General features: G+C 61.6%; 20 protein-coding genes and 2 tRNA genes. 2 read left to right on the top strand and 20 right to left on the bottom strand.

The genetic code is table 11. The features are described 5' to 3' along the window. Positions 1-12: 12 nt before the first annotated feature. The 4 genes from FGQ61_RS05510 to thyA form a co-directional block, all read right to left on the bottom strand. Positions 13-1362, bottom strand: coding sequence for an MATE family efflux transporter (locus tag FGQ61_RS05510; RefSeq protein ID WP_138374837.1), 1350 nt, complete (start codon positions 1360-1362; stop codon positions 13-15). A 125-nt stretch (positions 1363-1487) separates the two neighbouring features. Then, positions 1488-2402: a TrmH family RNA methyltransferase gene (locus tag FGQ61_RS05505; RefSeq protein WP_138112397.1), complete on the bottom strand. Its 915-nt coding sequence runs from the start codon at positions 2400-2402 to the stop codon at positions 1488-1490. A gap of 109 nt (positions 2403-2511) precedes the next feature. Beyond that, positions 2512-3030 carry a dihydrofolate reductase gene (locus FGQ61_RS05500; RefSeq protein ID WP_138374836.1) on the bottom strand — a complete coding sequence of 173 codons (519 nt, stop codon included), beginning with the start codon at positions 3028-3030 and terminating at the stop codon, positions 2512-2514. Between the two features lie 9 nt (positions 3031-3039). Beyond that, the gene (gene thyA, locus FGQ61_RS05495; RefSeq protein WP_138374835.1) at positions 3040-3888 is read right to left on the bottom strand and encodes a thymidylate synthase; all 849 of its coding nucleotides are present in this window, start codon (positions 3886-3888) and stop codon (positions 3040-3042) included. 166 nt (positions 3889-4054) lie between these two features. On the opposite strand from thyA, the gene FGQ61_RS05490 reads away from it, so the two are divergent. Continuing rightward, the gene (locus tag FGQ61_RS05490; protein ID WP_138374834.1) at positions 4055-4819 is read left to right on the top strand and encodes a DUF134 domain-containing protein; all 765 of its coding nucleotides are present in this window, start codon (positions 4055-4057) and stop codon (positions 4817-4819) included. Positions 4820-4939: 120 nt separating this feature from the next. On the opposite strand, the gene ffh is transcribed toward FGQ61_RS05490, so the two are convergent. From ffh to FGQ61_RS05410, 16 genes are all read right to left on the bottom strand, one after another. After that, the gene (gene ffh, locus FGQ61_RS05485) at positions 4940-6415 is read right to left on the bottom strand and encodes a signal recognition particle protein (RefSeq protein ID WP_138374833.1); all 1476 of its coding nucleotides are present in this window, start codon (positions 6413-6415) and stop codon (positions 4940-4942) included. Positions 6416-6425: 10 nt separating this feature from the next. Continuing rightward, positions 6426-7343 (bottom strand): signal recognition particle-docking protein FtsY, encoded by a 918-nt coding sequence (gene ftsY, locus FGQ61_RS05480; protein ID WP_117564147.1) that lies wholly within the window; start codon positions 7341-7343, stop codon positions 6426-6428. Continuing rightward, entirely contained in the window at positions 7343-10879 is a 3537-nt protein-coding gene (gene smc / locus FGQ61_RS05475; RefSeq protein ID WP_138374832.1) for a chromosome segregation protein SMC, read from the bottom strand. Before smc ends, ftsY begins: the two co-directional genes overlap by 1 nt. Before the next feature lie 10 nt (positions 10880-10889). Then, positions 10890-11615, bottom strand: a complete 726-nt coding sequence (rnc, locus tag FGQ61_RS05470) for a ribonuclease III (RefSeq protein ID WP_055286400.1) — start codon at positions 11613-11615, stop codon at positions 10890-10892. Between the two features lie 3 nt (positions 11616-11618). After that, positions 11619-11861 (bottom strand): acyl carrier protein, encoded by a 243-nt coding sequence (locus tag FGQ61_RS05465; RefSeq protein ID WP_055286398.1) that lies wholly within the window; start codon positions 11859-11861, stop codon positions 11619-11621. 124 nt (positions 11862-11985) lie between these two features. Beyond that, entirely contained in the window at positions 11986-13005 is a 1020-nt protein-coding gene (gene plsX / locus FGQ61_RS05460; protein ID WP_138374831.1) for a phosphate acyltransferase PlsX, read from the bottom strand. Between the two features lie 87 nt (positions 13006-13092). Beyond that, on the bottom strand, positions 13093-13272 hold the full coding sequence (gene rpmF, locus FGQ61_RS05455; RefSeq protein ID WP_022094017.1) for a 50S ribosomal protein L32: 180 nt from the start codon (positions 13270-13272) through the stop codon (positions 13093-13095). Between the two features lie 64 nt (positions 13273-13336). Then, on the bottom strand, positions 13337-13891 hold the full coding sequence (locus FGQ61_RS05450) for a YceD family protein (RefSeq protein ID WP_138374830.1): 555 nt from the start codon (positions 13889-13891) through the stop codon (positions 13337-13339). Beyond that, complete coding sequence (locus FGQ61_RS05445) at positions 13891-14388, bottom strand: ATP synthase subunit B family protein (RefSeq protein ID WP_138374829.1); 498 nt, start codon at positions 14386-14388, stop codon at positions 13891-13893. Before FGQ61_RS05445 ends, FGQ61_RS05450 begins: the two co-directional genes overlap by 1 nt. A 68-nt stretch (positions 14389-14456) precedes the next feature. Next, positions 14457-14954 carry a pantetheine-phosphate adenylyltransferase gene (gene coaD / locus FGQ61_RS05440; protein WP_138374828.1) on the bottom strand — a complete coding sequence of 166 codons (498 nt, stop codon included), beginning with the start codon at positions 14952-14954 and terminating at the stop codon, positions 14457-14459. After that, positions 14947-15597 carry a 16S rRNA (guanine(966)-N(2))-methyltransferase RsmD gene (gene rsmD / locus FGQ61_RS05435; RefSeq protein WP_138374827.1) on the bottom strand — a complete coding sequence of 217 codons (651 nt, stop codon included), beginning with the start codon at positions 15595-15597 and terminating at the stop codon, positions 14947-14949. The genes coaD and rsmD overlap by 8 nt, the downstream gene beginning before the upstream one ends. Next, on the bottom strand, positions 15594-17771 hold the full coding sequence (gene recG / locus FGQ61_RS05430) for an ATP-dependent DNA helicase RecG (protein ID WP_138374826.1): 2178 nt from the start codon (positions 17769-17771) through the stop codon (positions 15594-15596). The genes rsmD and recG overlap by 4 nt, the downstream gene beginning before the upstream one ends. Positions 17772-17781: 10 nt before the next feature. Next, positions 17782-19443, bottom strand: a complete 1662-nt coding sequence (locus FGQ61_RS05425; protein WP_138374825.1) for a DAK2 domain-containing protein — start codon at positions 19441-19443, stop codon at positions 17782-17784. Between the two features lie 27 nt (positions 19444-19470). Next, complete coding sequence (locus FGQ61_RS05420) at positions 19471-19860, bottom strand: Asp23/Gls24 family envelope stress response protein (RefSeq protein WP_006234031.1); 390 nt, start codon at positions 19858-19860, stop codon at positions 19471-19473. 160 nt (positions 19861-20020) lie between these two features. After that, positions 20021-20095: transfer RNA gene (locus FGQ61_RS05415), tRNA-Asn, on the bottom strand. A gap of 34 nt (positions 20096-20129) precedes the next feature. Continuing rightward, positions 20130-20204, bottom strand: a tRNA-Asn gene (locus FGQ61_RS05410). 324 nt (positions 20205-20528) lie between these two features. Between FGQ61_RS05410 and FGQ61_RS05405 the strand changes: the two genes are divergently transcribed. Next, positions 20529-20876, top strand: a complete 348-nt coding sequence (locus FGQ61_RS05405) for an IS110 family transposase (RefSeq protein ID WP_212745441.1) — start codon at positions 20529-20531, stop codon at positions 20874-20876. Positions 20877-20914 lie beyond the last annotated feature (38 nt).

Raw genomic sequence — 20914 nt, 5'->3', positions numbered from 1 at the left:
CGTCCCGAATGGCTAGGCGGTGGCGCGGCCGAGCCAGTTGCCGCTGTGGTGGTAGATGGTGAACATCGTGGCCGTAATGAGCCACGTTACGGGGTAGACCAGCAGTAGATGCTCGAGCGACGGATCGAAGGGCATGATCGCAAACACCCAGATCACCCTCAAGACAACGGTGCCAAAGATGGTGAGCATCATAGGCTGCAAACTCACGCCGGCGCCGCGGATGGAACCCGAGGCGTTCTCGATAATCGAGAAAATCGCATAGAACGGCGCAATGAAATGGAGGATAGTCGTGGTGTACGCCGAAATCAAAGCATCGTCGACAAACAAACGCGACAGCGGGCCCGAGAACACCAGCAGCACGGCAGACAGGCCACCAATGAGCATAAACGACAGCACGAGCGACGTATGGTAGCCCTTGCGCATGCGCTCGTAGTTGCGCGCGCCAAAGTTCTGCGCCGAGAACGTAGTGATCGATACGCCGAGCGCCTCGGTCACCATCCAGATAATGCCATCCAGGCGCCCAGATAGACCCCAAGCAGTCGTGACATCGGCGCCAAACGAATTAACCGATACCTGGATCAGCACGTTCGAGATCGAATAGGCAGCCGATTGAAAACCGAGTGGCAGACCACACGAGATCATACTCTTGCAAATACCGCGATCGATACCGAGCTTAGACAGCGAAAGACGCCATGCACCCGGAGCGCGCATCATGCGCAACACGATCATCGTTGCATTGGAGCAAATGGTCAGCGCCACCGCGATGCCGCAGCCCAGCGCCTCCATATGCAACACAGCGACAAAAATGATATCCAGCACCACGTTAACCAGGCAGCCAGAGGCAATGATCACGGCGGGGCCGCGCGTGTCGCCCACGGCACGCAGCAGTGCGGTTCCCATATTAAGCAGCAGTGCCGCAACCATCGCGGCAAAATAACAGCGAGCATAGGCCACGCCCTCGGCCAATAGTTCATGCGGCGTGTTCATAAGCACCAGCATGGGCTCAACGAACACTATGCCAAGAATCGAGAAAGCGATACCGCCCACCAGCGCAAGCGTCATGGCTGTATGGACCGAACGACTCAGTCGCTCATCATCGTGCTGGCCAAAATACTGACCGGTAATGACCGCGCAGCCGGCGCCGACGCCAACGCAAAAGCCAATGCAGAGCTCGGTGAGCACCATCGTGGCTTGAATGCCACCCAGCGCGAGCTTGCCGCCAAACTGGCCAACGATATACGTACCGATAAGCGTGTAGGCCTGCTGAAAAAACGAACTAAAAAAGATGGGAACGCACAGCGACAGCAGCTGTTGCCAAATGACACCCTGCGTTACATCGATAGCCGTAGATTTCTTAGCCACACGCCCTCCCCGCCAACGTATGTTAAACAACAAAACGGCAATTTAAGACCAAAGCAAATACCAGCTTAGCACCGACCGGCGTCGACCGAAACACCCCGAATCAGAGCCCAGTGCAAAATATCTGCCTAGTGATACAAACCCGGCTGGTAGTGATACTCATTGCTCACGTGCGGGCACAGCTGCCAAAAGGCGACGGCGCTCGCCGCGGCCACGTTGAGCGAATCGACCCCGTGCGCCATCGGAATGCGCACCGCGTGGTCACAGCCGGCAATGGTCTTGGCGCCCAAGCCGGCACCCTCGGTGCCCATAAAAATCGCCAAGCGATCAATCTTCCGCAGTACAGGATCATCAAGCGAAACAGAGTCGTCCGTCAACGCCATAGCGGCACACGAAAAACCGGCATCGTGCAACGCGCTCAGACCATCATGCGGCCACACACGAGCCTCGCTGCCAATGCGCGTCCACGGCACCTGAAACACGGTGCCCATGCTCACGCGGGCCGAGCGACGATACAGTGGATCGCAGCACGTCGGGCTGACCAAAATACCGTCAACGTTCAATGCGGCAGCCGAGCGGAAAATCGCGCCAACATTGGTGTGATCGACAATACCCTCAAGCACGCACACGCGCACCGGACGACCCCCCGCCGCCTCGACAACGCCGCCCAAGAACTCATCAACCGGAATCTGACGCGGGCGACGGAACGCCGCCAGCGCGCCGCGCGTCACGTTAAAGCCCGTCAACTGCTCCATGAGCTCCATGGAGGCCACGAACACGGGAACCGGACCCGCTCCCTCGCGCACGACAAGCTGGTCAAACAGCGGCATCATCTGGTCGAGCCAGCGCTCGCCCAGAAGAAAGCTCACCGGCTCATATCCGGCGCGAACCGCACGCTCGATGACCTTGGCACTCTCAGCGATAAAAATGCCCTTCTGCGGCTCCAGCACGCAGCGAAGCTCACGCTCGGTCAGTCGCACGTAGGCATCGAGCCGCTCGTCCTCGAGCGAATCAATTCGCAGAACCTCAACGGCATCAGTCATAGCAGCCAGCCCGCACCCTTCTATACAGCACATCTATACCAAACGAGGCGACGCTAAGCGCCGCCCCATGCATTCAATCAACCCGATGATACCGTTCACGCCAGACGATTTACGCCTCGATGCGACGATACGTCACGAACTCATAATCGACGCCCTCGTCACCCTCACCGGCGGCAATCGTCGCGACCCCGCTACGCTGCGCAATCTCCCACGCAGGATCGGCTTCCAAATCGGGAAAGTACGTATCCACGACATGGACGCAGTGGTTATGCGTGACCTCGGCCTCGACGCAATACGGCAAAAAATGCCGATAGACATCGCCGCCACCGATCACCCAGGCAACGGGCTCATCGGCAACCGCGGCGAGCGCCTCGTCGATACTATGCACCACGTCGACGCCCTCGGGGGCAAAGCTCTCGTCGCGGGTGAGCACGATATTGCGGCGGTTCTTGAGCGGACGCCCGCCGGGAAAACTCAGCAGGGTCTTGCGTCCCATGATAACCGGGCAGCCCTTGGTGCAGGCCACAAAATGGCGCATATCGGCGCGATTGGACACCACCATGTCGCCCTCGCACCCAATGCCCCAGTCATCGCACACGGCGACAATGGCAGAAAGCTTACACGTCATGCGCGTCACCTACACCGCGATGGGGATGTTCTTGACCTGCGGGCCGTGCTCATAGCCCTCGACGATCAGGTCATCGGTCGTAAACGCATAGAAGTCATGCACATCGGGGTTGAGCGTTACCTTGGGCGCGGCAAACTGCGGACGCTCGATAAGTTCGCGGATGATATCGACATGACGGTCGTAAATGTGGGCATCGGCAATCACGTGCAGCAGCTCGCCAGCGATCATATCGACCGACTGCGCAACCATCATCAGCAAAATGGCGTACTGGCACACATTCCAGTTGTTCGCGGCCAAAATATCCTGGCTACGCTGGTTGAGAATCATGTTGAGCGTCGGCTTGTCGTCCTGCGGGCGCTGCGTCACGTTATACGTCACGCTGTAGGCGCACGGATACAGGTGCATCTCGGACAGGTCGCTAAACACATAGGTGTTCGTCATAATGCGGCGGCTGTACGGCGTGTGCTTGAGGTCGTACAGCACGCGGTCCATCTGATCAAAGTCACCCTCGGCATAATGGCTCTTCTGCCCAATCTGGTAGCCGTAGGCTTTGCCGATAGAGCCGGTCTCGTCGGCCCACTCATCCCAAATATGGCTGTTGAGGTCATGCACGTTATTGGACTTCTTCTGATAGATCCACAGGATCTCATCCATCGCAGACTTAAGCGCCGTGCGACGCAGGGTGAGCGCGGGGAACTCCTCGCGCAGGTCGTAGCGTGCCGTAACTCCAAAGTTTTTAATGGTATAGGCAGGGGTGCCGTCCTCCCACACCGGGCGGACCTTTTGGCCCTCGGTCGTGGTGCCATGGTCCAAGATGTCGCGGCACATAGCTACAAACTGCTGATCAGCCTTGCTCATTGACCCTCCTGTCAGTCGCCTATAAGCGAGATTCATTGTAGCCCAGGCGCACGCGGCCCCACAGCCCAAACATAAGCCCTCATATTCTGACATATGCCAGAAATTCCTTGCGCAAATCTACAGTTTCGTTATTCTATTGTTGACATATGTCAGATAAGGAGGGTGCATGGCAGGAAGACGCGAGAAACTGCGCCGCGTCGGGATCATCCCCGAATACCGCGGCTTTACCCCCGATGGCCTGGCGAGCGGAGACGCCATCGACATGACGATCGACGAACTCGAGGTGCTGCGCCTGTGCGACCTGGAAGGCCTTAACCAAGAGGCAGTCGCACAGCAGATGGGCATCGCGCGCGCCACGGTGGCGGCAATCTGCAGCCGTGCGCATCGCAAGGTAGCAAATGCGCTGGTCAACGGACGAGCGCTCATCATCAAAGGCGGCAATATCGTGTACTCCCCCATCACCACAACGACGGCCGCATGGCCAGCAAAGGAGGTCGACACCATGAGGGTGGCAACCACGTACGACAACGGCAACATCTTTATGCACTTTGGCCGCAGCGAGCAGTTCAAGATCTACGACATTCAGGACGGCAAGGTGCTCAACGAACAGGTCGTGGGCACCGGCGGCACCGGCCACGGTGCCCTTGCGGGCCTGCTCGCCAACGGTGGCGTGGACGCGCTCATCTGCGGCGGCATCGGCGGTGGCGCTATCAACGCGCTTGCCCAAGCCGGCATCACGGTATACGCAGGTGCCCAGGGCAACAGCGACGCTTGCGTCGAGGCCCTTATCGCCGGCACGCTCGCACAGAACGGCGAGGCCACGTGCGGCTGCCACGGCCATGACCACGACCACGCCCACGAACACGGCGAGTCCTGCAGCTGCCACGACCATCACGAGCACGAGGGCCACGAGGGCTGCAGCTGCCACTAACGGCACGACACCGCGAGCTCGGGGCGCGACGCCGAACTCAACCCAACAATCAAAGCCAACAACAAAGGCCACCCGGTAGCTTCCGAGTGGCCTTTGCCATATCAAGCTGGAATTACAGCCCTATTTCTTATTGCGCATCTGCGCTTCCATCTGGCGCAGCAGCTCCATATCGGACTTGGGACCGCCCGTGCCCAGGCCGCCCATACCGCCCAGACCCATAGCGTCCAGGCCAGGGATATTGGGCATGCGCATCTTCTTGCCCTTCTTACCCTTTTTGCCCTTCTTGCCGCCGGCCTGCGCTTGATTGGCCATCGTGCGCATGCGGCCCATCATCTTGTTCATCTCGCCCCACTGCTTCATAAGGCTGTTGACCTCGGTGGGGGTTACGCCGGCGCCCCTGGCGATACGGGCGCGACGCTGGCCGTTGATAATGGAGGGGCGAAGGCGCTCCTCCTTGGTCATCGACATGATGATGGCCTCATTCTTGTCGAAGATGCCCTCGTCCAGGTTGCCGCCCATCTGGTTGAGGGCGCGCTGGCCACCGGGGAGCATACCCAGAATGCCCTTCATGCCGCCCATCTTCTTGACGGCTTTCATCTGGTCGAGCATATCGTTCATGGTAAAGCCCTCGCGCAGCATACGCTCGGCAGCCTCGAGCTGCTCTGCATCGGCTGCCTCCTGGGCCTTCTCGATGATGCCGACGACGTCGCCCATGCCCAAAATGCGCTTGGCCATGCGATCGGGATAGAACGGCTCCAGCGAATCGGGCTTCTCACCCATGCTCACAAACTTGATGGGCTTGCCAGTCACCTGACGCACCGAAAGTGCGCCACCGCCACGGGCGTCACCGTCGAGCTTGGAGATAATCACACCGTCAAAGTCGGTGCGATCGGCGAAGGTCGAGACGACGTTGACGATATCCTGGCCGGTCATGGCATCGACGACCATCAGCACCTGATCGGGCTTGACGGCCTTCTTGATGTCGACGGCCTCCTGCATCATCTGCTCGTCGATCTGAAGGCGACCGGCGGTATCGACGATGACCACGTCGCGCAGGTGGTCGACGGCCTCCTGGATGGCGCCCTTGGCGATGTCGACCGGATGCGCACCGTCGCCGCGGAAGACCGGCACGCCGATCTCGCCACCGAGCGTGGCCAACTGGTCGGCAGCGGCGGGACGGTAGACGTCGCACGCGGCGAGCAGCGGCGAGCGGCCCTGCTTCTTGAGCAGGTAGGCCAGCTTTACGGCAGCCGTGGTCTTACCGGAGCCCTGCAGGCCCACGAGCATGATGACATTGGGAATGCGGTTGCTAAAGACGAGCTTGCTCTCGGTTGAGCCAAGCATCTCGGTGAGCTCGTCGAGCACGATCTTGACGACGTTTTGCGCCGGCGACAGCGACTCCATGACCTCGGCGGTCATGCAGCGCTCCTTGGTCTTGGCAACGAACTCCTTGACGACCTTAAAGTTAACGTCGGCCTCGAGTAACGCCATACGAATATCGCGCATGGCCGAGGTAATATCGGCCTCGGTCAGCTTACCCTTACCGCGCAGGCGGTCAAATGTGTCGTTGAGGCGATCGCTCAGGGAATCAAACACTGGTTACTCCTTAGTTGGACTCGCCCACCAGGGCGCGGCAGAAATCTTTGGCGTTAAACTCCTGCAGGTCATCGACCTGCTCGCCCACGCCGATGCGCAGGATCGGGAGCTTGAGCTTCTCGGCCACGGCCATGGCGATACCGCCCTTAGCCGTGCCGTCGAGCTTAGTCATGATAATACCGTCCAGGCCCAGCGCCTCGTTAAACTCGAGCGCCTGGTTCAGACCGTTCTGACCAGTGGCGGCATCGATCACAAGCACGACCGAGACCGGCATGGGACCGGCGGCCATATTGGCGGCGCGCTTACGAGTCACATTGACCACCTTGGCGAGCTCGCGCATGAGCTCGGGGCTCGTGTGCAGACGACCGGCGGTATCAATGAGCACCAGGTCGCTGCCGCGCTTATCGGCCTCGTCGAGCACGTCATAGCACACGCTCGCCGGATCGGAACCGCGGTCACGCTTGATAACCGGTACGCCGGCACGCTGACCCCACACATCGAGCTGCTCGATAGCGGCGGCGCGGAAGGTGTCGGCCGAACCGATGACCACGTTCTTGCCGCGGGCGGCCATGGCGCTCGCAATCTTGCCGACCGTGGTGGTCTTGCCGGCGCCGTTGATACCGACAAACAGCACGCAGCTCGGCGTATCGGAAAACGGGTCGCGCTCAACAGGCACAAAATGGCCCTCGAGCTGCTCGGCCAGGGCGCGGCGAAGCTGCGGGGCGGTCTTGAGGTTCTTCTTGGCCGCGGCATCGCGCAGGTCATCGGAGACCTGAATGGCGACCTCGGCACCCATGTCACCCATAACGAGGGTGTCCTCAAGGTCCTCCCAAAAATCCTCGTCGACCTCACCGCCAAAGTAGAAGACCTCGTTGAGGGCCTCGCGGCTGCGCTCAAGTCCGCGCGAGAGTGCGTCAAAGAATCCCATTATGCATTCACGACCTTTCCGGTTTCGCGATCGAGTTTTTGCGAGACGACGCGACTGACGCCGTCGGCTTGCATCGAGACGCCGTAGAGAACGTCAGCATCCTCCATAGTACGGCGCTGATGCGAGATTACCAAGAGCTGCGTATCGGAACGCAGCACATCGAGAGCACCGATGAGCTTGGACAGGTTGGCGTCGTCGAGCGCGGCCTCGACCTCGTCCAGCACATAGAACGGCACCGTGCGCGTACGGTATACGGCAAAGAGCAGGGCGAGCGCCGTCAGACTCTTCTCGCCACCCGACATGAGCATCATCTTGGTGATGCGCTTGCCGCGCGGCTGCGCCACGACCTCAATGCCCGTCTCGGCCGGATGCTCGGGGTCGGTCATCTCCAGATGCGCCTGACCGCCCGGGAAGAGCATGGCGAAGATCTCGCGGAAGTTCGCATCGACCTTCTCAAAGGTCACCAGGAAGGCCTTGCGCATCTTGCGATCGATCGCCACGGTGATCTTGGTGAGCGCCTTGCGCGCGCTCTCCAGATCGGCCAGCTGCTCCTCGATGTAATCGGCGCGGCGCTTGAGCTGCTCGTACTCCTCCATGGCGACTTGGTTCACAGGACCCAGGTTGTTGATCTGGCGCACGAGTTGGTTAAGCTCGCGCTCGGCGGCGTCGCGATCGGTGGGCGCCGGCAGCATGAGCGCCTCCTCGAGCACCGTGGTGCCGTCGGCGGTGATGGCCTTAATGGCAGCCTCTACCTGCACCTCGAGCTTGCCGCGCGCCACCTTGAACTCATTTTGCGTCGTGGCGGCAACATCGACCCTCTCTTTGGCGCGGGCGACCTCGGTCTTGGCGTCCTCGATGGTCTTCTTAAGCGAAGCCGAGTCCGCCTCCTCAAGCGTTGCCTGATCGCGCAGGCGTGCCGCCCAGTCCGAGGCGCGCTCCAACAGGGCAGAATAGCGCTCGTGCATGGGATCGACGCGAAGGCGCAGCAGCTCAAGCGAGCGCGAGGCCTGGCGTGTTCCGCGGATACGGCGGTCGATGCCCTCCAGGCGATGCTCCAGGTCGGGCACGCGGCCCTTCAGAGAACGCAGGCGCTCACTCGTCTGAGCCAGGCGCACCTTAGCGTCGGCGAGCTTGCCGGCGGCCTCGGAATCGTCGCGACGCACGCGGTCGAGATCGTCGTTGGCTTCGGCAATCTGAAGACCTAAGTCGCTCGCCTGCGCACGAGCTTCGTCACGCGAACGGGTAAGTTCATCCACGCGTGGACGAGCGGCACGAACGGCCTCGGCAGCCTGCTCGCGGCGCTTGGAAATGCGCACGCGCTCGACCTCGGCATTGTTGGCGCTTTGCTCCAGGCGGCCGATCTCGGAGAGCAGCGAGCGACGCTCGCCCTCAAGGCGGGCAATCTCGCCGGCCACATCGCCTTCGGCGGAACGCGCCTCCTCGACGGCCGCGTTGGCCTCGACAACCTGGTCCGACACATGCTCAAACACGGTAGTCAAATCGGGCTCCAGGCCCTCCAGCTCACGAATACGGCGCTTGCGCTCCAAGGCGCCCGAAGCCTCGCCGGCATCGAGTCCAACGCGCACCAGGCCGCCACAGCTCACGCGGGCGCCATCGGGAGTCACATAGGTCACACCGTCAACGACTGGTGCCGCCAGCGCGGCAGCCAAGTCATCGACCACGTAATAGCCGCCAAGCAGGGCCTCGACAACCGGGCCATAACCGGAACGCACGGACAGACGATCGACCAAACGCGAACCGGCAGCGCCCTTAGCAGCAGCACCGCCGCTCACGCCGCGCGCCATCAGCAGCGCCTCACCTGAGGCCTTCTTTTGGTCCAGAGCCGCACGGCCGGCACGCTCAAGCGTGGCGGCGTCATCAAACAGCAGGGCATCGATATCGCCGGCAAGCAGCTGCTCGACCAGACCCTCGAGCTCACGAGGGGCCTCGAGCACATCGCCCAGACGACCCGAGACATCATCGCCCAACGCGCCCATCAGACGGCTCACAAGCGGCGAGCTGTCAGCCATGCGGGCATCGAGCTTCTTTTGGCTCGCGAGCTCAGAGCGAACCTCGGACAGTTTATTGCGCGCCTCGCTCTCGCGATTACGCAGGTCCTTCAACGCCGCACGGGCGACCTCGGTGGCCTCACGCGCATCGACCTGGGCTTGGCGAGCCTGATCGAGCGCACCTTCGAGCTCCTCAGCGCGGTCGCGACGGCTCTCGAGCGAGGCCGTGACCTCCTCGAGCTGCTCGTCGATCTGCTCCAGGCGCGAGGCGTACATGTTGTCCTCGACCTCGGCGTTGCTCAGCGAGTCCTTCACCTTGGCAAGCTCGAGCGCGGCGTTATCGGCCGCACGCTGCACATCGCGCTGCTCGCGCGTAAGCTGCGAAATCTGATTGTCGAGCGCAACGCGACGCTCGTGGAGCTGGGCGGCGGCAGGAGCAGCGGCGTCAACGTCGTCCTGGGCCTGCATGTGCGCACCGGTAACTTCCTCAAGCTGGGCACGCGCATCCTCGAGCTCCTCGACCACGCGACGACGCTGATGTTCGGAGCTCGAAATCTGGCCGCGCATGTCGGACAGGCGCGACACCATGTTGTGGCCTTTTTCCTCGAGCAGGCGCATATCGGAGTTAATGCGGCCGACCACGTCTTGCATATGGCGGCGCTGCTCGCCCAGATCGCCCACAAAAAGGCCCTTTTCCTCGAGCATGACCTGGAGCTTCTCGAGCTCGCGCTCCTTTTCGCCCAGGCGGTACTGCGCAAGCTCAAGCTCGGCAGCGCCCTCCTTGGAGCGGCTCTCCAGGTCGTTCCACTGCGACTGCAGCGAACGGAGCTCGTCGACGGCCAGCATCTGCGTAAGCTCGTTCGCGCGCGAGGACAGCTCTTTGTACTTGCGCGCGCGATCGACCTGACGCTCCAGCGGCCGCAGCTGACGGGCGATCTCCTTATTGATGTCGCGGGCACGGGTCAGGTGCTCGTCCATCGATTTAATCTTTTTGAGCGCACGTTCCTTGCGGCGCTTGTGCTTGGAGATGCCGGCAGCCTCCTCGATCAGGGCGCGGCGCTCCTCGGGGCGGCTCTGCAAAATGGCGTCGAGCTTGCCCTGGCTGATGATGGAATGCGTATCCTTGCCCAGGCCCGAATCGTGCAGGATGTCCTGAATGTCCATCAGGCGGCACGGGCTCGAGTTGATGAGGTACTCGCTTTCGCCCGAGCGATACATACGACGGGTGATGGCGACCTCGTCAAAGTCGACGGGCAGCATATGGTCCGAGTTATCGAGCACCAGCGTGACCTCGGCGACACCCACCGGCTTGCGCGCCGACGAGCCCGAGAAGATGACGTCCTCCATGGCCTGGCCGCGCAGCTGCTTGGCACTCTGCTCGCCCAGGACCCACAGAATCGAGTCGGAGATGTTCGATTTTCCCGAGCCGTTGGGACCGACGATGACGGTCAGGCCCGGCTCAAACGTCATATGGGCGCGGTCGGCAAACGACTTGAACCCCTTGAGCGTAAGGGACTTGAGATACACGGTTCCTCGCTTACACGTGCTTCTTGTTCAGAATCACGCCGTTGGTGGTGTAACCCATGCGGTCGAGCGCTTCAAGCGCGGCAGCTCCCTCGGCTTCCTTCTTTGAGGAGCCGGAGCCGCGACCCTGGCGAATACCATCGATCAAAACCACAGCGGTAAAGGTGGGCGCATGCGCCGGGCCCTCGGAGCCAACGAGCTTGTACGCCGGGGGCTCGTGACCGTCGGCTTGCACGCACTCCTGCAAAAACGACTTGGGGTTCGCAGGATGCTCGGCACGCTCGGAAGCCAAATGCGGCTTAAGCGTACGGTGAATGAACTCCGCCGCAACGTCCCAGCCGGCATCCAGGTACAGCGCGCCCACGAGCGACTCATAGACGTTCTCGAGGGCCGAATGCAGGCCGCGCGCACCGGTACCGGTCTCGGAGGCACCAAAGATAATGATGTCGTCGATGCCCAACTCGTGAGAAACCTCGGATAGCGTGGCGCCCGAGACGAGCGACACCTTCAAGCGAGTGAGCTTGCCCTCGTCAAACTCGGGATAGGACTCAAACAGGGAGCGTGCGACCACAGCGCCCAAAATGGAATCGCCCAAGAACTCAAGGCGCTCATAGCTGGCAGAAACCGGCTGGCCCTCGACTGCCGAGGGATGCGTAAGGGCCGCGCGCAGCAGCACCTTATTGTTGAACTCGTGGCCCAGGATTTCCTGGGCGCGCGTAAGTCGTTCGGATAAAGCCAAGACTTAGGCCTCCTTGGCAGCTTCGATAGCGTCGACGGCGTCGGCGACAGAGTTGAGCGAGAGCAGGGTCTCGTCATCGATCTCGAGGTTGAACTCGTCCTCGATAGCCGTAACCAGCTGCAGGCGCTCGAGCGAGTTGGCATCGAGGTCGTCAAAGGTGGTCTCCTCGCTAATTTCGGCAACATCGACGCCCAGAACGTCAGCAGCGACCTCGGCGATCTTGTCGAAGATTTCGGAGCGGTCCATAGCGCTTCCTCTCATAGTACATGAATACCAAAAGAATGGTACCGCCCGGGCGGTACCAAGACACGGTTCTGATTCTACCCCACGACGTGCGCCGCGAAGCACATAACAGCGCTCTAACTCGCTCTTACAAAACGATACTGTCCATAGAGTTGGCGACATTCTCGACCAGCCCGGCGCGCACGGCTTCGGCCGCCGCGAGCGTACCGTTTTTGACAGCCTCGACCGAGGTGGCGCCATGGCCGATCAGGACCACGCCGCGCAGGCCCAGAAGAATCGCGCCGCCCTTGGCGTCGCCAGAGAGCTTGGCCTTAATCTCGCGCATCTGCTTTTTGATGAGCAGCGCGGCGATCTTGGTGCCGAGCGAGGCCATAAAGGCGCCCTTGAGCTCCTGCAGCAAAAACTTGGCAGCGCCCTCGGTAGCTTTGAGAGCGATATTACCCGACATGCCATCGGCAACGACGACATCGAAGTTACCTGAGGTGAGGTCGGTGCCCTCGCAGTTACCAACAAAGCCGGGAACGGCGGCCTTCATAGCAGGGAAACAGGCCTTGGTAAAGTTGGAGCCCTTCTCATCCTCGGTGCCATTGGCAAGCAGGCCCACGCGAGGATGCTCGATGCCCAGGACGACGCGGGCATAGGCGCTACCCATCTGGGCAAAACGCACCATGTCATCGACCTCCACATCGGGGTTGGCACCCATGTCGCACAGCACCGTCAGACCGCCGGCGCGATTGGGCAGCGCATTGGTCAGACAGGGACGCACCGGCTGCTTCTTGCCTTCGGCCTGATACCTAAACGGCGTCACATAGGCGGTGGCGGCGGCGGTCATGGCACCGGTGGAGCCGGCGGAGAAGAACGCATCCGCGTTGCCCTTCTTAATGGCGCGGCAAGAAAGCACGATCGACGACTTACGCTTGGTCATCACGGCGCGAATGGGATCGTCATCCATGGCGATAACGTCAGGCGCCTCAAGGGCCTCAACACGTGCATGGGAAGCTGCAAAGGGATTGACGATTTCGGCGGGACCAGCTGCCAAGACCTCGATATCGGGATCGGCGGCAAGTGCAGCCTCAATACCGTCGAGGACAACCTGCGGCTTCTCGTCTCCACCCACAACGTCTACGCAAACGCGAACGTTACTCATATACATGCTCCTTATACAAAAATGGCCGACTCAATGAGCCGGCCATTGTGGTTCCAGTTGGAACGGCATCGTATCCAGAGTATACCGTTACTCGGTAACGATAACCTCGCGGTCCTTGTAGAAACCGCAGCTAGGGCACACGTGGTGCGGGAGCTTGACAGCACCGCAACGGGGGCACGTGGACTGAGCCGCAGCCGAGATCTTCATGTTGGCGGAACGGCGGGTGTGAGTGCGGATACGACCCTGCTTTTGTTTAGGTACGGGCATAGTGACCTTCCTTATGAACTATCCAGTGTGGCGATTACGCGCAAGTAGCGATACTACCACAGTTTTACTCGTCAAGCTTGAGATTCTTCAATGCTGCAAATGGATTTTCCGTGGCTTCGGCCCATTCGGCCTCGGCTTGGGCAGCACAATCGCATTGCTCCACGTTGAGATTGGCGCCGCAAACGGGACAAAGACCGCGGCAATCGGGCTTGCAGAGCACAACAAACGGCGTGTCCATGACAACGGCGTCGTTGATGGGCTCGCCCAGATCGACGACGCGATCCTCGCCCAGGAGCTCATAGCCGTCTTCGTAGGCCTCGGGGTCCTCGGGCTCATGGAAGAGATAGAACTCCTCGATCTCGCCGGCAATGTCAAACGAGGCAGGCTCCAGGCAACGGTCGCACTCGCCGGTGGCGTGCGCGCGAACCATGCCGGTAAGCAGAACACCGGTGCCGGCATTGGTAAAGACCACGTCATAGTCGATACCGTCCTGCAGCTGGTACTCTTTCTCGCCCACCGTGTAGGCAGCGACATCGACCTTACCGGTCAGCGGATACGAGTCTCCGGGAAACTCGAGCTGCTCGGAAAGATCGACGGTAACGCTCGGGAACTCAGCCATTACCACTGACCATTCTGCTGGGCGGCGCCCTCATTGAGCTGCTGGCGGCAACGGGTGACGGTGCCGGTCAGACTCTTGAGGTTCTCCTCCAGGTGCGTAAAGACCTGCTCGGCGTAATCCTCGGCAGCATAGCGCGTCTCGCGCTCATACTGCTGGGCACGGTCGCGGATATCGTCGGCCTGCTGCTGCGCAAGGCGAACAATTTCCTGCTCACCGGCAATAGTGAGGGCCTGCTGCTGAGCGTCGGCGATGATGGAATCGGCCTGAGCGGCGGCGGAAGCCATAAGCTCCTCGCGCTCTTTGAGGATACGGCGGGACTTCTGCCATTCCTCGGGATAGCTCATGCGGATCTCATCGAGGATGTTAAAGAAGACGTCGGCATCGATGACCTTCATCTGGGCGTTCTTGCCGAACGGCGTCTTAGCCTCTTGGATGAGCCCCTCGAGCTCGTCGACAAGGCTCACGATCCTGTCGCCAGGAAAATTCTCGCCCGGCATCCGGTCTCCTTTCATAGGTAACATATCATCGTGCTAGTTTACCACATGCCACCTGGCAATAAAAAACGTCACGAAAAGCGATGTTTAAGCGCCTCGACCACATTAGCCGGCACAAACGTCGAAACATCACTACCGAGCGAGGCGATCTGGCGTACAACCGAGCTCGAGATGTAGCCATACTGCGGAGCACTCATGACAAAGATGGACTCCAGCTCGTTATCCAAGCGGTAGTTGAGGTCGGCTTGCTGCAGCTCATACTCAAAGTCGGTCATGGCGCGTAGGCCCTTGACCACGGCACCGGCACCCTGCTCGCGAGCAAAGTCGACGAGCAGTCCGGTAAAGGGCAGGACCTCGACGCCATCGATATCACCGAGTGCCTCACGGGCCAGCGCCACGCGTTCATCGAGCGTAAACGTGGTGCCCACGCCGTTTTTGCCCTGCGACTCGGCAACGGCCACGATCACACTGGGAAAAATGCGGCGGGCGCGGCGGATGACGTCGATATGGCCAAACGTGATGGGATCGAAGGTACCCGGAACGATGACGCGGTTAATGGTGTCACTCATGGGCATCCTCCTGAAACGTCGTGCCGTCGCTGTCATCGGCATCGGTGGCGATGTCGTCATCCTCGCCCTCGCCGACCCAACGGAGCAGATCGACCGAGGTGATGCCATAGCGTTTCTCACGCACGGTTACAAAGCCGGCAGGATGTGCACCCGCGTCGGCGGCAGCATGCTCAAACAGAGCATAGGCGCCCGGGGTGAGCAGACCCTGCTGGGCCAGGTTCTGCAGCAGCTCATCGACCGGCTTGGCACCAAAAGCATAGGGCGGGTCGAGCAAGACCAGATCGAAGGGGCCGCCCGGCACGCGGCCGCGCGAAGCGCTCGCAAGGACATCGCCCGTCACCACACGCCAACGCGCGCGATCGCGACAGAGCGACTCGATATTCTTGGTTATGAGCCTCGCGGCATTGCGATCGATCTCGAACGTCGTGAGCGAACGGGCGCCCCGCGAGAGCATCTCGATGCCTAGGGCACCGGAGCCGCCAAAGGCATCCAGTACGCGAACCTCGTCCAAATCAAAGCCGAAGGCCGATAGGACCATGGATGCACACGCCTCGCGCACGCGGTCGGTCGTCGGACGCGTAACATCGCGACCGCGCGGTTCTTCGATCTTGCGACCGCGCCATTCACCGCCGATGATTCTCATCCTCCGCTGACCTCCTTAAAAATATGTCGATATCGCTTGGCGACCGCATCGCGCAGGGGACGCGTCGCCACAGAGTCAAGATTACTAGCATACCGCAAGAGCTCGACCGCGTCCAAATGGGCCCATTCGATAAGATCCTCGTCGGCGTCCAGGTCCACAAAGCGCAAGGTCACGCCGCCATGCTGGCGGTAACCCAGGATTTCGCCCTCGTGGCGCAGACGCAGGTCCATCTGGGCGAGCGTAAAGCCGTCCGAGGTCTTCTCGAGTGACTGGAGGCGGTCTTGTGCCGCCGACGCGCCGCCGTTGCCCTTGGAGTGCGTCATGACCAGGCACGTACCCGACACGCTGCCGCGGCCTACGCGCCCGCGCAGCTGGTGCAAGGCCGTCAAACCAAAGCGCTCGCCGTTCTCGATGACCATGACGGTGGCGTTGGGCACGTCAACGCCCACCTCGACCACCGTGGTCGAGACGAGCACATCGATCTCGCCACGCTTAAAGGCATCGAGGACCCGGTCCTTCTCCCCCGCCGACATGCGGCCATGAAGACGCTCGATGGTAAGCCCCGGTAATGCCAGACGAAGGCGATCGAGCTCGGTCGCCGTGTCATGCAACGGCACGGGCACGGTCACGCGGCCCTCGTCGTCGCGAGCGATGCCGGGTACGTCTTCGAGCTCATCGGCCGAATCGCTCGGCTCCACGAGCGGACAGATCACGTAGGCTTGCTGACCCTTTTCGTGCGCCTCGCGAATGGCGCCATAGGCCAGGTCGCGACTCGACTCGGTGAGGACGCGCGTCTCAACGCCGGCACCCGGAACGGGACGATGGCGGATGATGCTCGTATCCAGGTCGCCGTAGACCGAGAGCGCCAGCGTGCGCGGAATCGGCGTCGCCGTCATAACGAGCAGGTCGGCACCCGGGCCCTTGGCACGCAGGGCATTGCGCTGGCCCACACCAAAGCGGTGCTGCTCGTCGATGACGACAAGCGACAGATGCTTAAACGTCACGTCATCCGAGAGGACCGCATGGGTACCAAAGAGGACGTCGAGCTCGCCCGATTCCAGCTGCGCATGGATCTGCTCGCGCTCGGCTGCCGGCGTGGCACCCGTCAGGAGCGCCCAGGACATGCCGGCCTGCGAGAGCAAGGGGCCGGTCTTATCGGCATATTGGCGCGCCAGCACGCCCGTAGGCGCCATAACGCAGGACTGAGTGCCCGAATCGGCCGCGACAGCCAGCGCGCAGGCGGCGACGGCCGTCTTGCCGGTACCAACATCGCCCAGCAGAAGGCGGTTCATCACGCGCCCGCCATCGCACATGTCGCGCAGGATGTCTTGGAACGCGGCCTCCTGCTCGTCGCTCAGCGAAAACGGCAGGGCTTGCTTGAGCGCCGCCAGGTGCTCACCAGCGACGTGGGCGTAGGGAGCAACTTCGACCAAGCCGCCGTCGTTGCGCAATCGCAGCGCCAGCTGCAGGTAGAGGCACTCCTCATAGGCAAGCCGTGCACGCGCAATATCGCGCTCGGCCATGCTCGATGGAAAGTGAATTGAGCGCAGCGCGCGGGCATTGCTCATCAGGCGGCGCTTGGCGCGCAAGCTCGCGGGAATCGGGTCGAAGGGATTGCCGACGACCTCGAGCGCGCCACTTACGATGCGGCGCATCCACGCCTGGCTCACGCCATCGCTCACGTAATGGACCGGCAGGATGGTGCCCGCGGCACGCCCGTCCTCGAGCTTTTCGAAATGCGGCGAGGCCATCTGCTTAAAGCCGTAGGCAAACTCGACCTTACCCATCACGGCCAGGCGGTCTCCCTGCTTAAACTGCTGGGCAATCCATGGCTGACGGAAAAAGGCGACTTGCAGCACGCCCGTCTCGTCCACCAGCGAGACCTCGGTCACCTGCATACGCGGGCGAGGCTGCTTTTGAACAATGCGATCGACCGTGGCGACTATCGTGCAAACGGTACCGATGGGCGCCATCTCGATGGACCAGAAGCGCGTGAAGTCGAGATATCGATGAGGGATATGGAGAAGGAGGTCCCCCACCGTCCGAATTCCCAGACGGCGAAGGGCCTCCTCACGTTTACCCGAAACATATTTGAGTCGCGCGATATCCTCGTCGAGCGCATTGCTCTGGGCAAAGCGCTCCGAGACACGCGGCACGGAGCACAGCTCGGACATGGGCAGATGCCTACTCGATCGAGAAGATCACGGGATAGAGCGGCTGCTCGCCACGATGGGCGTCGATCTCCAGGTCGGGCTGAGCCTCCTCAATGGCGTCGACGATCTCCCGGAAGGCCTCATCGGACAGCTCCTCGCCAGCCAGAATCGTCAGCGCATCGCCCTCCTCTTCCTCCTGCATGCGGTTGATGCAGTCGAGCGTGACCTGTTTCACATCGGAGCCGACCACGTCGATGGAGCCGGCAATGATACCCATGACGTCACCGGAGTGAATCGGAGAGCCGTCAGAGGCGCTGGAATCGCGCACGGCACGGGTGACCTCGCCATCGCGAACCTCGCTGATGGCGTCGACCATGGCGGCGACGGCGTCCTCGAGCTCGGAATCGGGCAGGACCGCGAACAGCGCGGAGAACGCCTGCGGGACGGTCTTGGTGGGAACGACGGCGACCTTCTTGTCGGTGCAGGCAGAAGCGGCAGCCTCGGCAGCCATGCGGATGTTGCCGTTATTGGGCAGGATGATGACCGAGGTCGCGTTGACCTGGTCGACGGCGCCCAGCAGGTCGGCAGTCGAGGGGTTCATGGTCTGGCCACCCGAGACGATCACGTCAACGCCGAGGGACTTGAGGATGTCAGCCTCGCCCGAACCGGCGGCAACGGCGACAAAGCCCAACGCCTTGGCGGGCTCGGCGGCCTTCTCCTGGTCCTCATGAATCTTGGCGGTACGGTCGTGGGCCTCCATCTCCATGTTGTGGATAAAGACCTCGTAGATCTGGCCAAGCTGCAGCATGTGCTCGAGCACCAAGTTGGGGGTGTTGGAGTGCACGTGAATCTTGTAGTCGGGGTAGGCACCCACGAGCAGCTCGCAGTCGCCCATGGAACCCAGGAACTTAAGGCACTCGTCCTCGTCAAACGGGGCGTCGGCCTTAAAGAGGAACTCGTTGCAGTAGCGGAACTCCGAGCCCTCCCAGTCGTCGTTGGCCTCGATCTCAACGCGACCGAGGGCCGCGTCGCGGGCAGAGCCAGCGGAATCAAACGTGGCGGAGAAATCCTCGACAACGGTGCTGCGGCCAAGAGCGGCGGCAACAAAGTTCTCCAGGAAGATGGCAAAGCCAAAGGCGCCGGAGTCGACCACGCCGTTCTCCTTCAGAACGGGCAGCAGGTCGGGCGTGCGGGCGACGGACTGGTAGGCCTCGACGACGATGGCGTCGAGCGCGTCCTCGGCCGAGAACTTCTTCTTTTCGCACTCGTCGGCCTTGGTCGAGACATCGCGCAGCACCGTGAGGATCGTGCCTTCGATGGGCTTGCGGACGGCCTGGAAGGCGACCTTGACGGCACGACGGAAGGCGAAGGCGATGTTGGCAGACGTAATGGGCTCATCGGCAGAGACAAGGCCCTCGGCCACACCGCGCAGGATCTGCGAGGTGATGACGCCGGAGTTGCCGCGAGCACCCATCAGGGAGCCGTGGGTGATGGCGCCGGCAATGGCCTCCATGCCGGCATCGGCGGGAAGGGCGGAAAGCTCCTTGGTCACCGAGGCGAGCGTGAGCGACATGTTAGTGCCGGTGTCACCGTCGGGTACGGGGAAGACGTTGAGTTTGTTGATCTCCTCGGCCTTTTCGGAAACGGCAGCCGCAGCGATCGGAAAACAGGTGCGAATGGTCTTTGCAATCATGAGTGGTGAAATCTCCGTATTCGGATGCTAGTTCAGACGGCTCTTGAGCGCGTCGATGTGAATGCCGATCTTAAGGCTGGCGGGATCGATCTGGGCGATCTCCTGCAGGGTGAAGGCGACGGAGCTCGAAAGATTGTGGCAGACGGACTTCATGTTGACGCCGTTCTCGAGCACGACGTGAAGGTCGACCGTGAGGCCGTTCTCGTCGGCGGAAACAAGCACGCCCTTGCGGAGGCGCTGGCCGGCAAGCAGGCGCACGCTCTCGGCGCCCTGCAGCTGTTCAGCCATACCGACGACGCCGTAGCACGTCATCGCGGCATAACCGGCAATATCGGCAATAACGTCGTTCGAGACGCTCAGGCTGCCGTTAATGGTCTCAGACACAAGAATCTCCTTTTCTGGTGCTCGCGGCACCATGTCGTGGGAGCAATCATTCCAACATTTTACAACGACCGCGCCATGTTAAGGCCACGGGGTTCGCGATTACATCCTCGACACGAAATGTTGATACGGTAACGTTCGGCACCGGCGATCGCGGCATGAAAAAACCCGCCGCATAGCGACGGGTTTTACAACCTGGCTCCCCGGGTAGGACTCGAACCTACAACAGCGCGGTTAACAGCCGCGTGCTCTACCATTGAGCTACCGAGGAATTTAAAAGCCCAGCGGAATGGGCTGAGAAATTCTGGCTCCCCGGGTAGGACTCGAACCTACAACAGCGCGGTTAACAGCCGCGTGCTCTACCATTGAGCTACCGAGGAATAGGTGCGTGCTCTCAAGCAACGAAGTTTATTATACGGACGATTGGACGAAGAGCAAGAACTTTTTTAAGAAATTTTCCGACCCAGTCATTGGGGACGTTCTTGAATGACTAGTCGTTTAAGAACGTCCATTACAGTCGAAATTGTCAGCCCGGGACCGTCTCGGGCTACGATTGAGGCGCGCCCAGAACGGGCCGCCGACCGGGCGCCCGCGCACGGCCGAACGTCCCTGCCCCGAGAGGGCCCGTTGGGTGCTGCCGGCGCGGGGCGCGCCGCCCCCGACGGCTGATAGGAAAGTGCCGGGCAGGTGCCGCGGCTGGTAATGTGAGTGCCGAGGGGGAGGCCATCCGGTCGAACGACTACCGGAAGGATACCACCGTGAAAGCGCCATCCACCAGACCCGCGGCCGTGCTCGGCCTGGACGTCGGCAAGTCATCGCACTGGGCCTGCCTGATCGACCGCGACGGGGAGGTGCTGGACAGCGCCCCCGTCCGCAACAGGGAGGCCGAGCTCGACGCGCTGTTCGCCTCCGCGCCCGCCGGCACGCTCGTCGTCGTCGACCAGTTCCGCAACATAGGGTCCCTCGCCGTGAGGCGGGCCCGCGCCGCGGGGCTCGGGGTCGCCCACCTGCCCGGCCTCGCCGCCAGCCGCGCCGTGGATTGGCTACACTGATGTGGACAGTTCCGGGAGGGGCGCAGGAGACGGGAGGG

It is taken from the genome of Collinsella aerofaciens (genome assembly GCF_005844325.1).
GTDB classification, from domain to species: domain Bacteria; phylum Actinomycetota; class Coriobacteriia; order Coriobacteriales; family Coriobacteriaceae; genus Collinsella; species Collinsella aerofaciens_G.
Note: the sequence above shows the minus strand (reverse complement) of the source record. Positions and strands in the feature narration are given on the sequence as shown.

Coding starts and splice junctions, on each gene's coding strand:
- FGQ61_RS05445 (WP_138374829.1), bottom strand. CDS start 14,388: ATGCCGGGCGAGAATTTTCCTGGCGACAGGATCGTGAGCCTTGTCGAC.
- thyA (WP_138374835.1), bottom strand. CDS start 3,888: ATGAGCAAGGCTGATCAGCAGTTTGTAGCTATGTGCCGCGACATCTTG.
- coaD (WP_138374828.1), bottom strand. CDS start 14,954: ATGAGTGACACCATTAACCGCGTCATCGTTCCGGGTACCTTCGATCCC.
- FGQ61_RS05505 (WP_138112397.1), bottom strand. CDS start 2,402: ATGACTGATGCCGTTGAGGTTCTGCGAATTGATTCGCTCGAGGACGAG.
- rpmF (WP_022094017.1), bottom strand. CDS start 13,272: ATGCCCGTACCTAAACAAAAGCAGGGTCGTATCCGCACTCACACCCGC.
- rsmD (WP_138374827.1), bottom strand. CDS start 15,597: ATGAGAATCATCGGCGGTGAATGGCGCGGTCGCAAGATCGAAGAACCG.
- plsX (WP_138374831.1), bottom strand. CDS start 13,005: ATGAGTAACGTTCGCGTTTGCGTAGACGTTGTGGGTGGAGACGAGAAG.
- FGQ61_RS05450 (WP_138374830.1), bottom strand. CDS start 13,891: ATGGCTGAGTTCCCGAGCGTTACCGTCGATCTTTCCGAGCAGCTCGAG.
- FGQ61_RS05490 (WP_138374834.1), top strand. CDS start 4,055: ATGGCAGGAAGACGCGAGAAACTGCGCCGCGTCGGGATCATCCCCGAA.
- recG (WP_138374826.1), bottom strand. CDS start 17,771: ATGTCCGAGCTGTGCTCCGTGCCGCGTGTCTCGGAGCGCTTTGCCCAG.
- FGQ61_RS05420 (WP_006234031.1), bottom strand. CDS start 19,860: ATGGTGCCGCGAGCACCAGAAAAGGAGATTCTTGTGTCTGAGACCATT.
- FGQ61_RS05425 (WP_138374825.1), bottom strand. CDS start 19,443: ATGATTGCAAAGACCATTCGCACCTGTTTTCCGATCGCTGCGGCTGCC.
- ftsY (WP_117564147.1), bottom strand. CDS start 7,343: ATGGGATTCTTTGACGCACTCTCGCGCGGACTTGAGCGCAGCCGCGAG.
- FGQ61_RS05500 (WP_138374836.1), bottom strand. CDS start 3,030: ATGACGTGTAAGCTTTCTGCCATTGTCGCCGTGTGCGATGACTGGGGC.
- FGQ61_RS05465 (WP_055286398.1), bottom strand. CDS start 11,861: ATGGACCGCTCCGAAATCTTCGACAAGATCGCCGAGGTCGCTGCTGAC.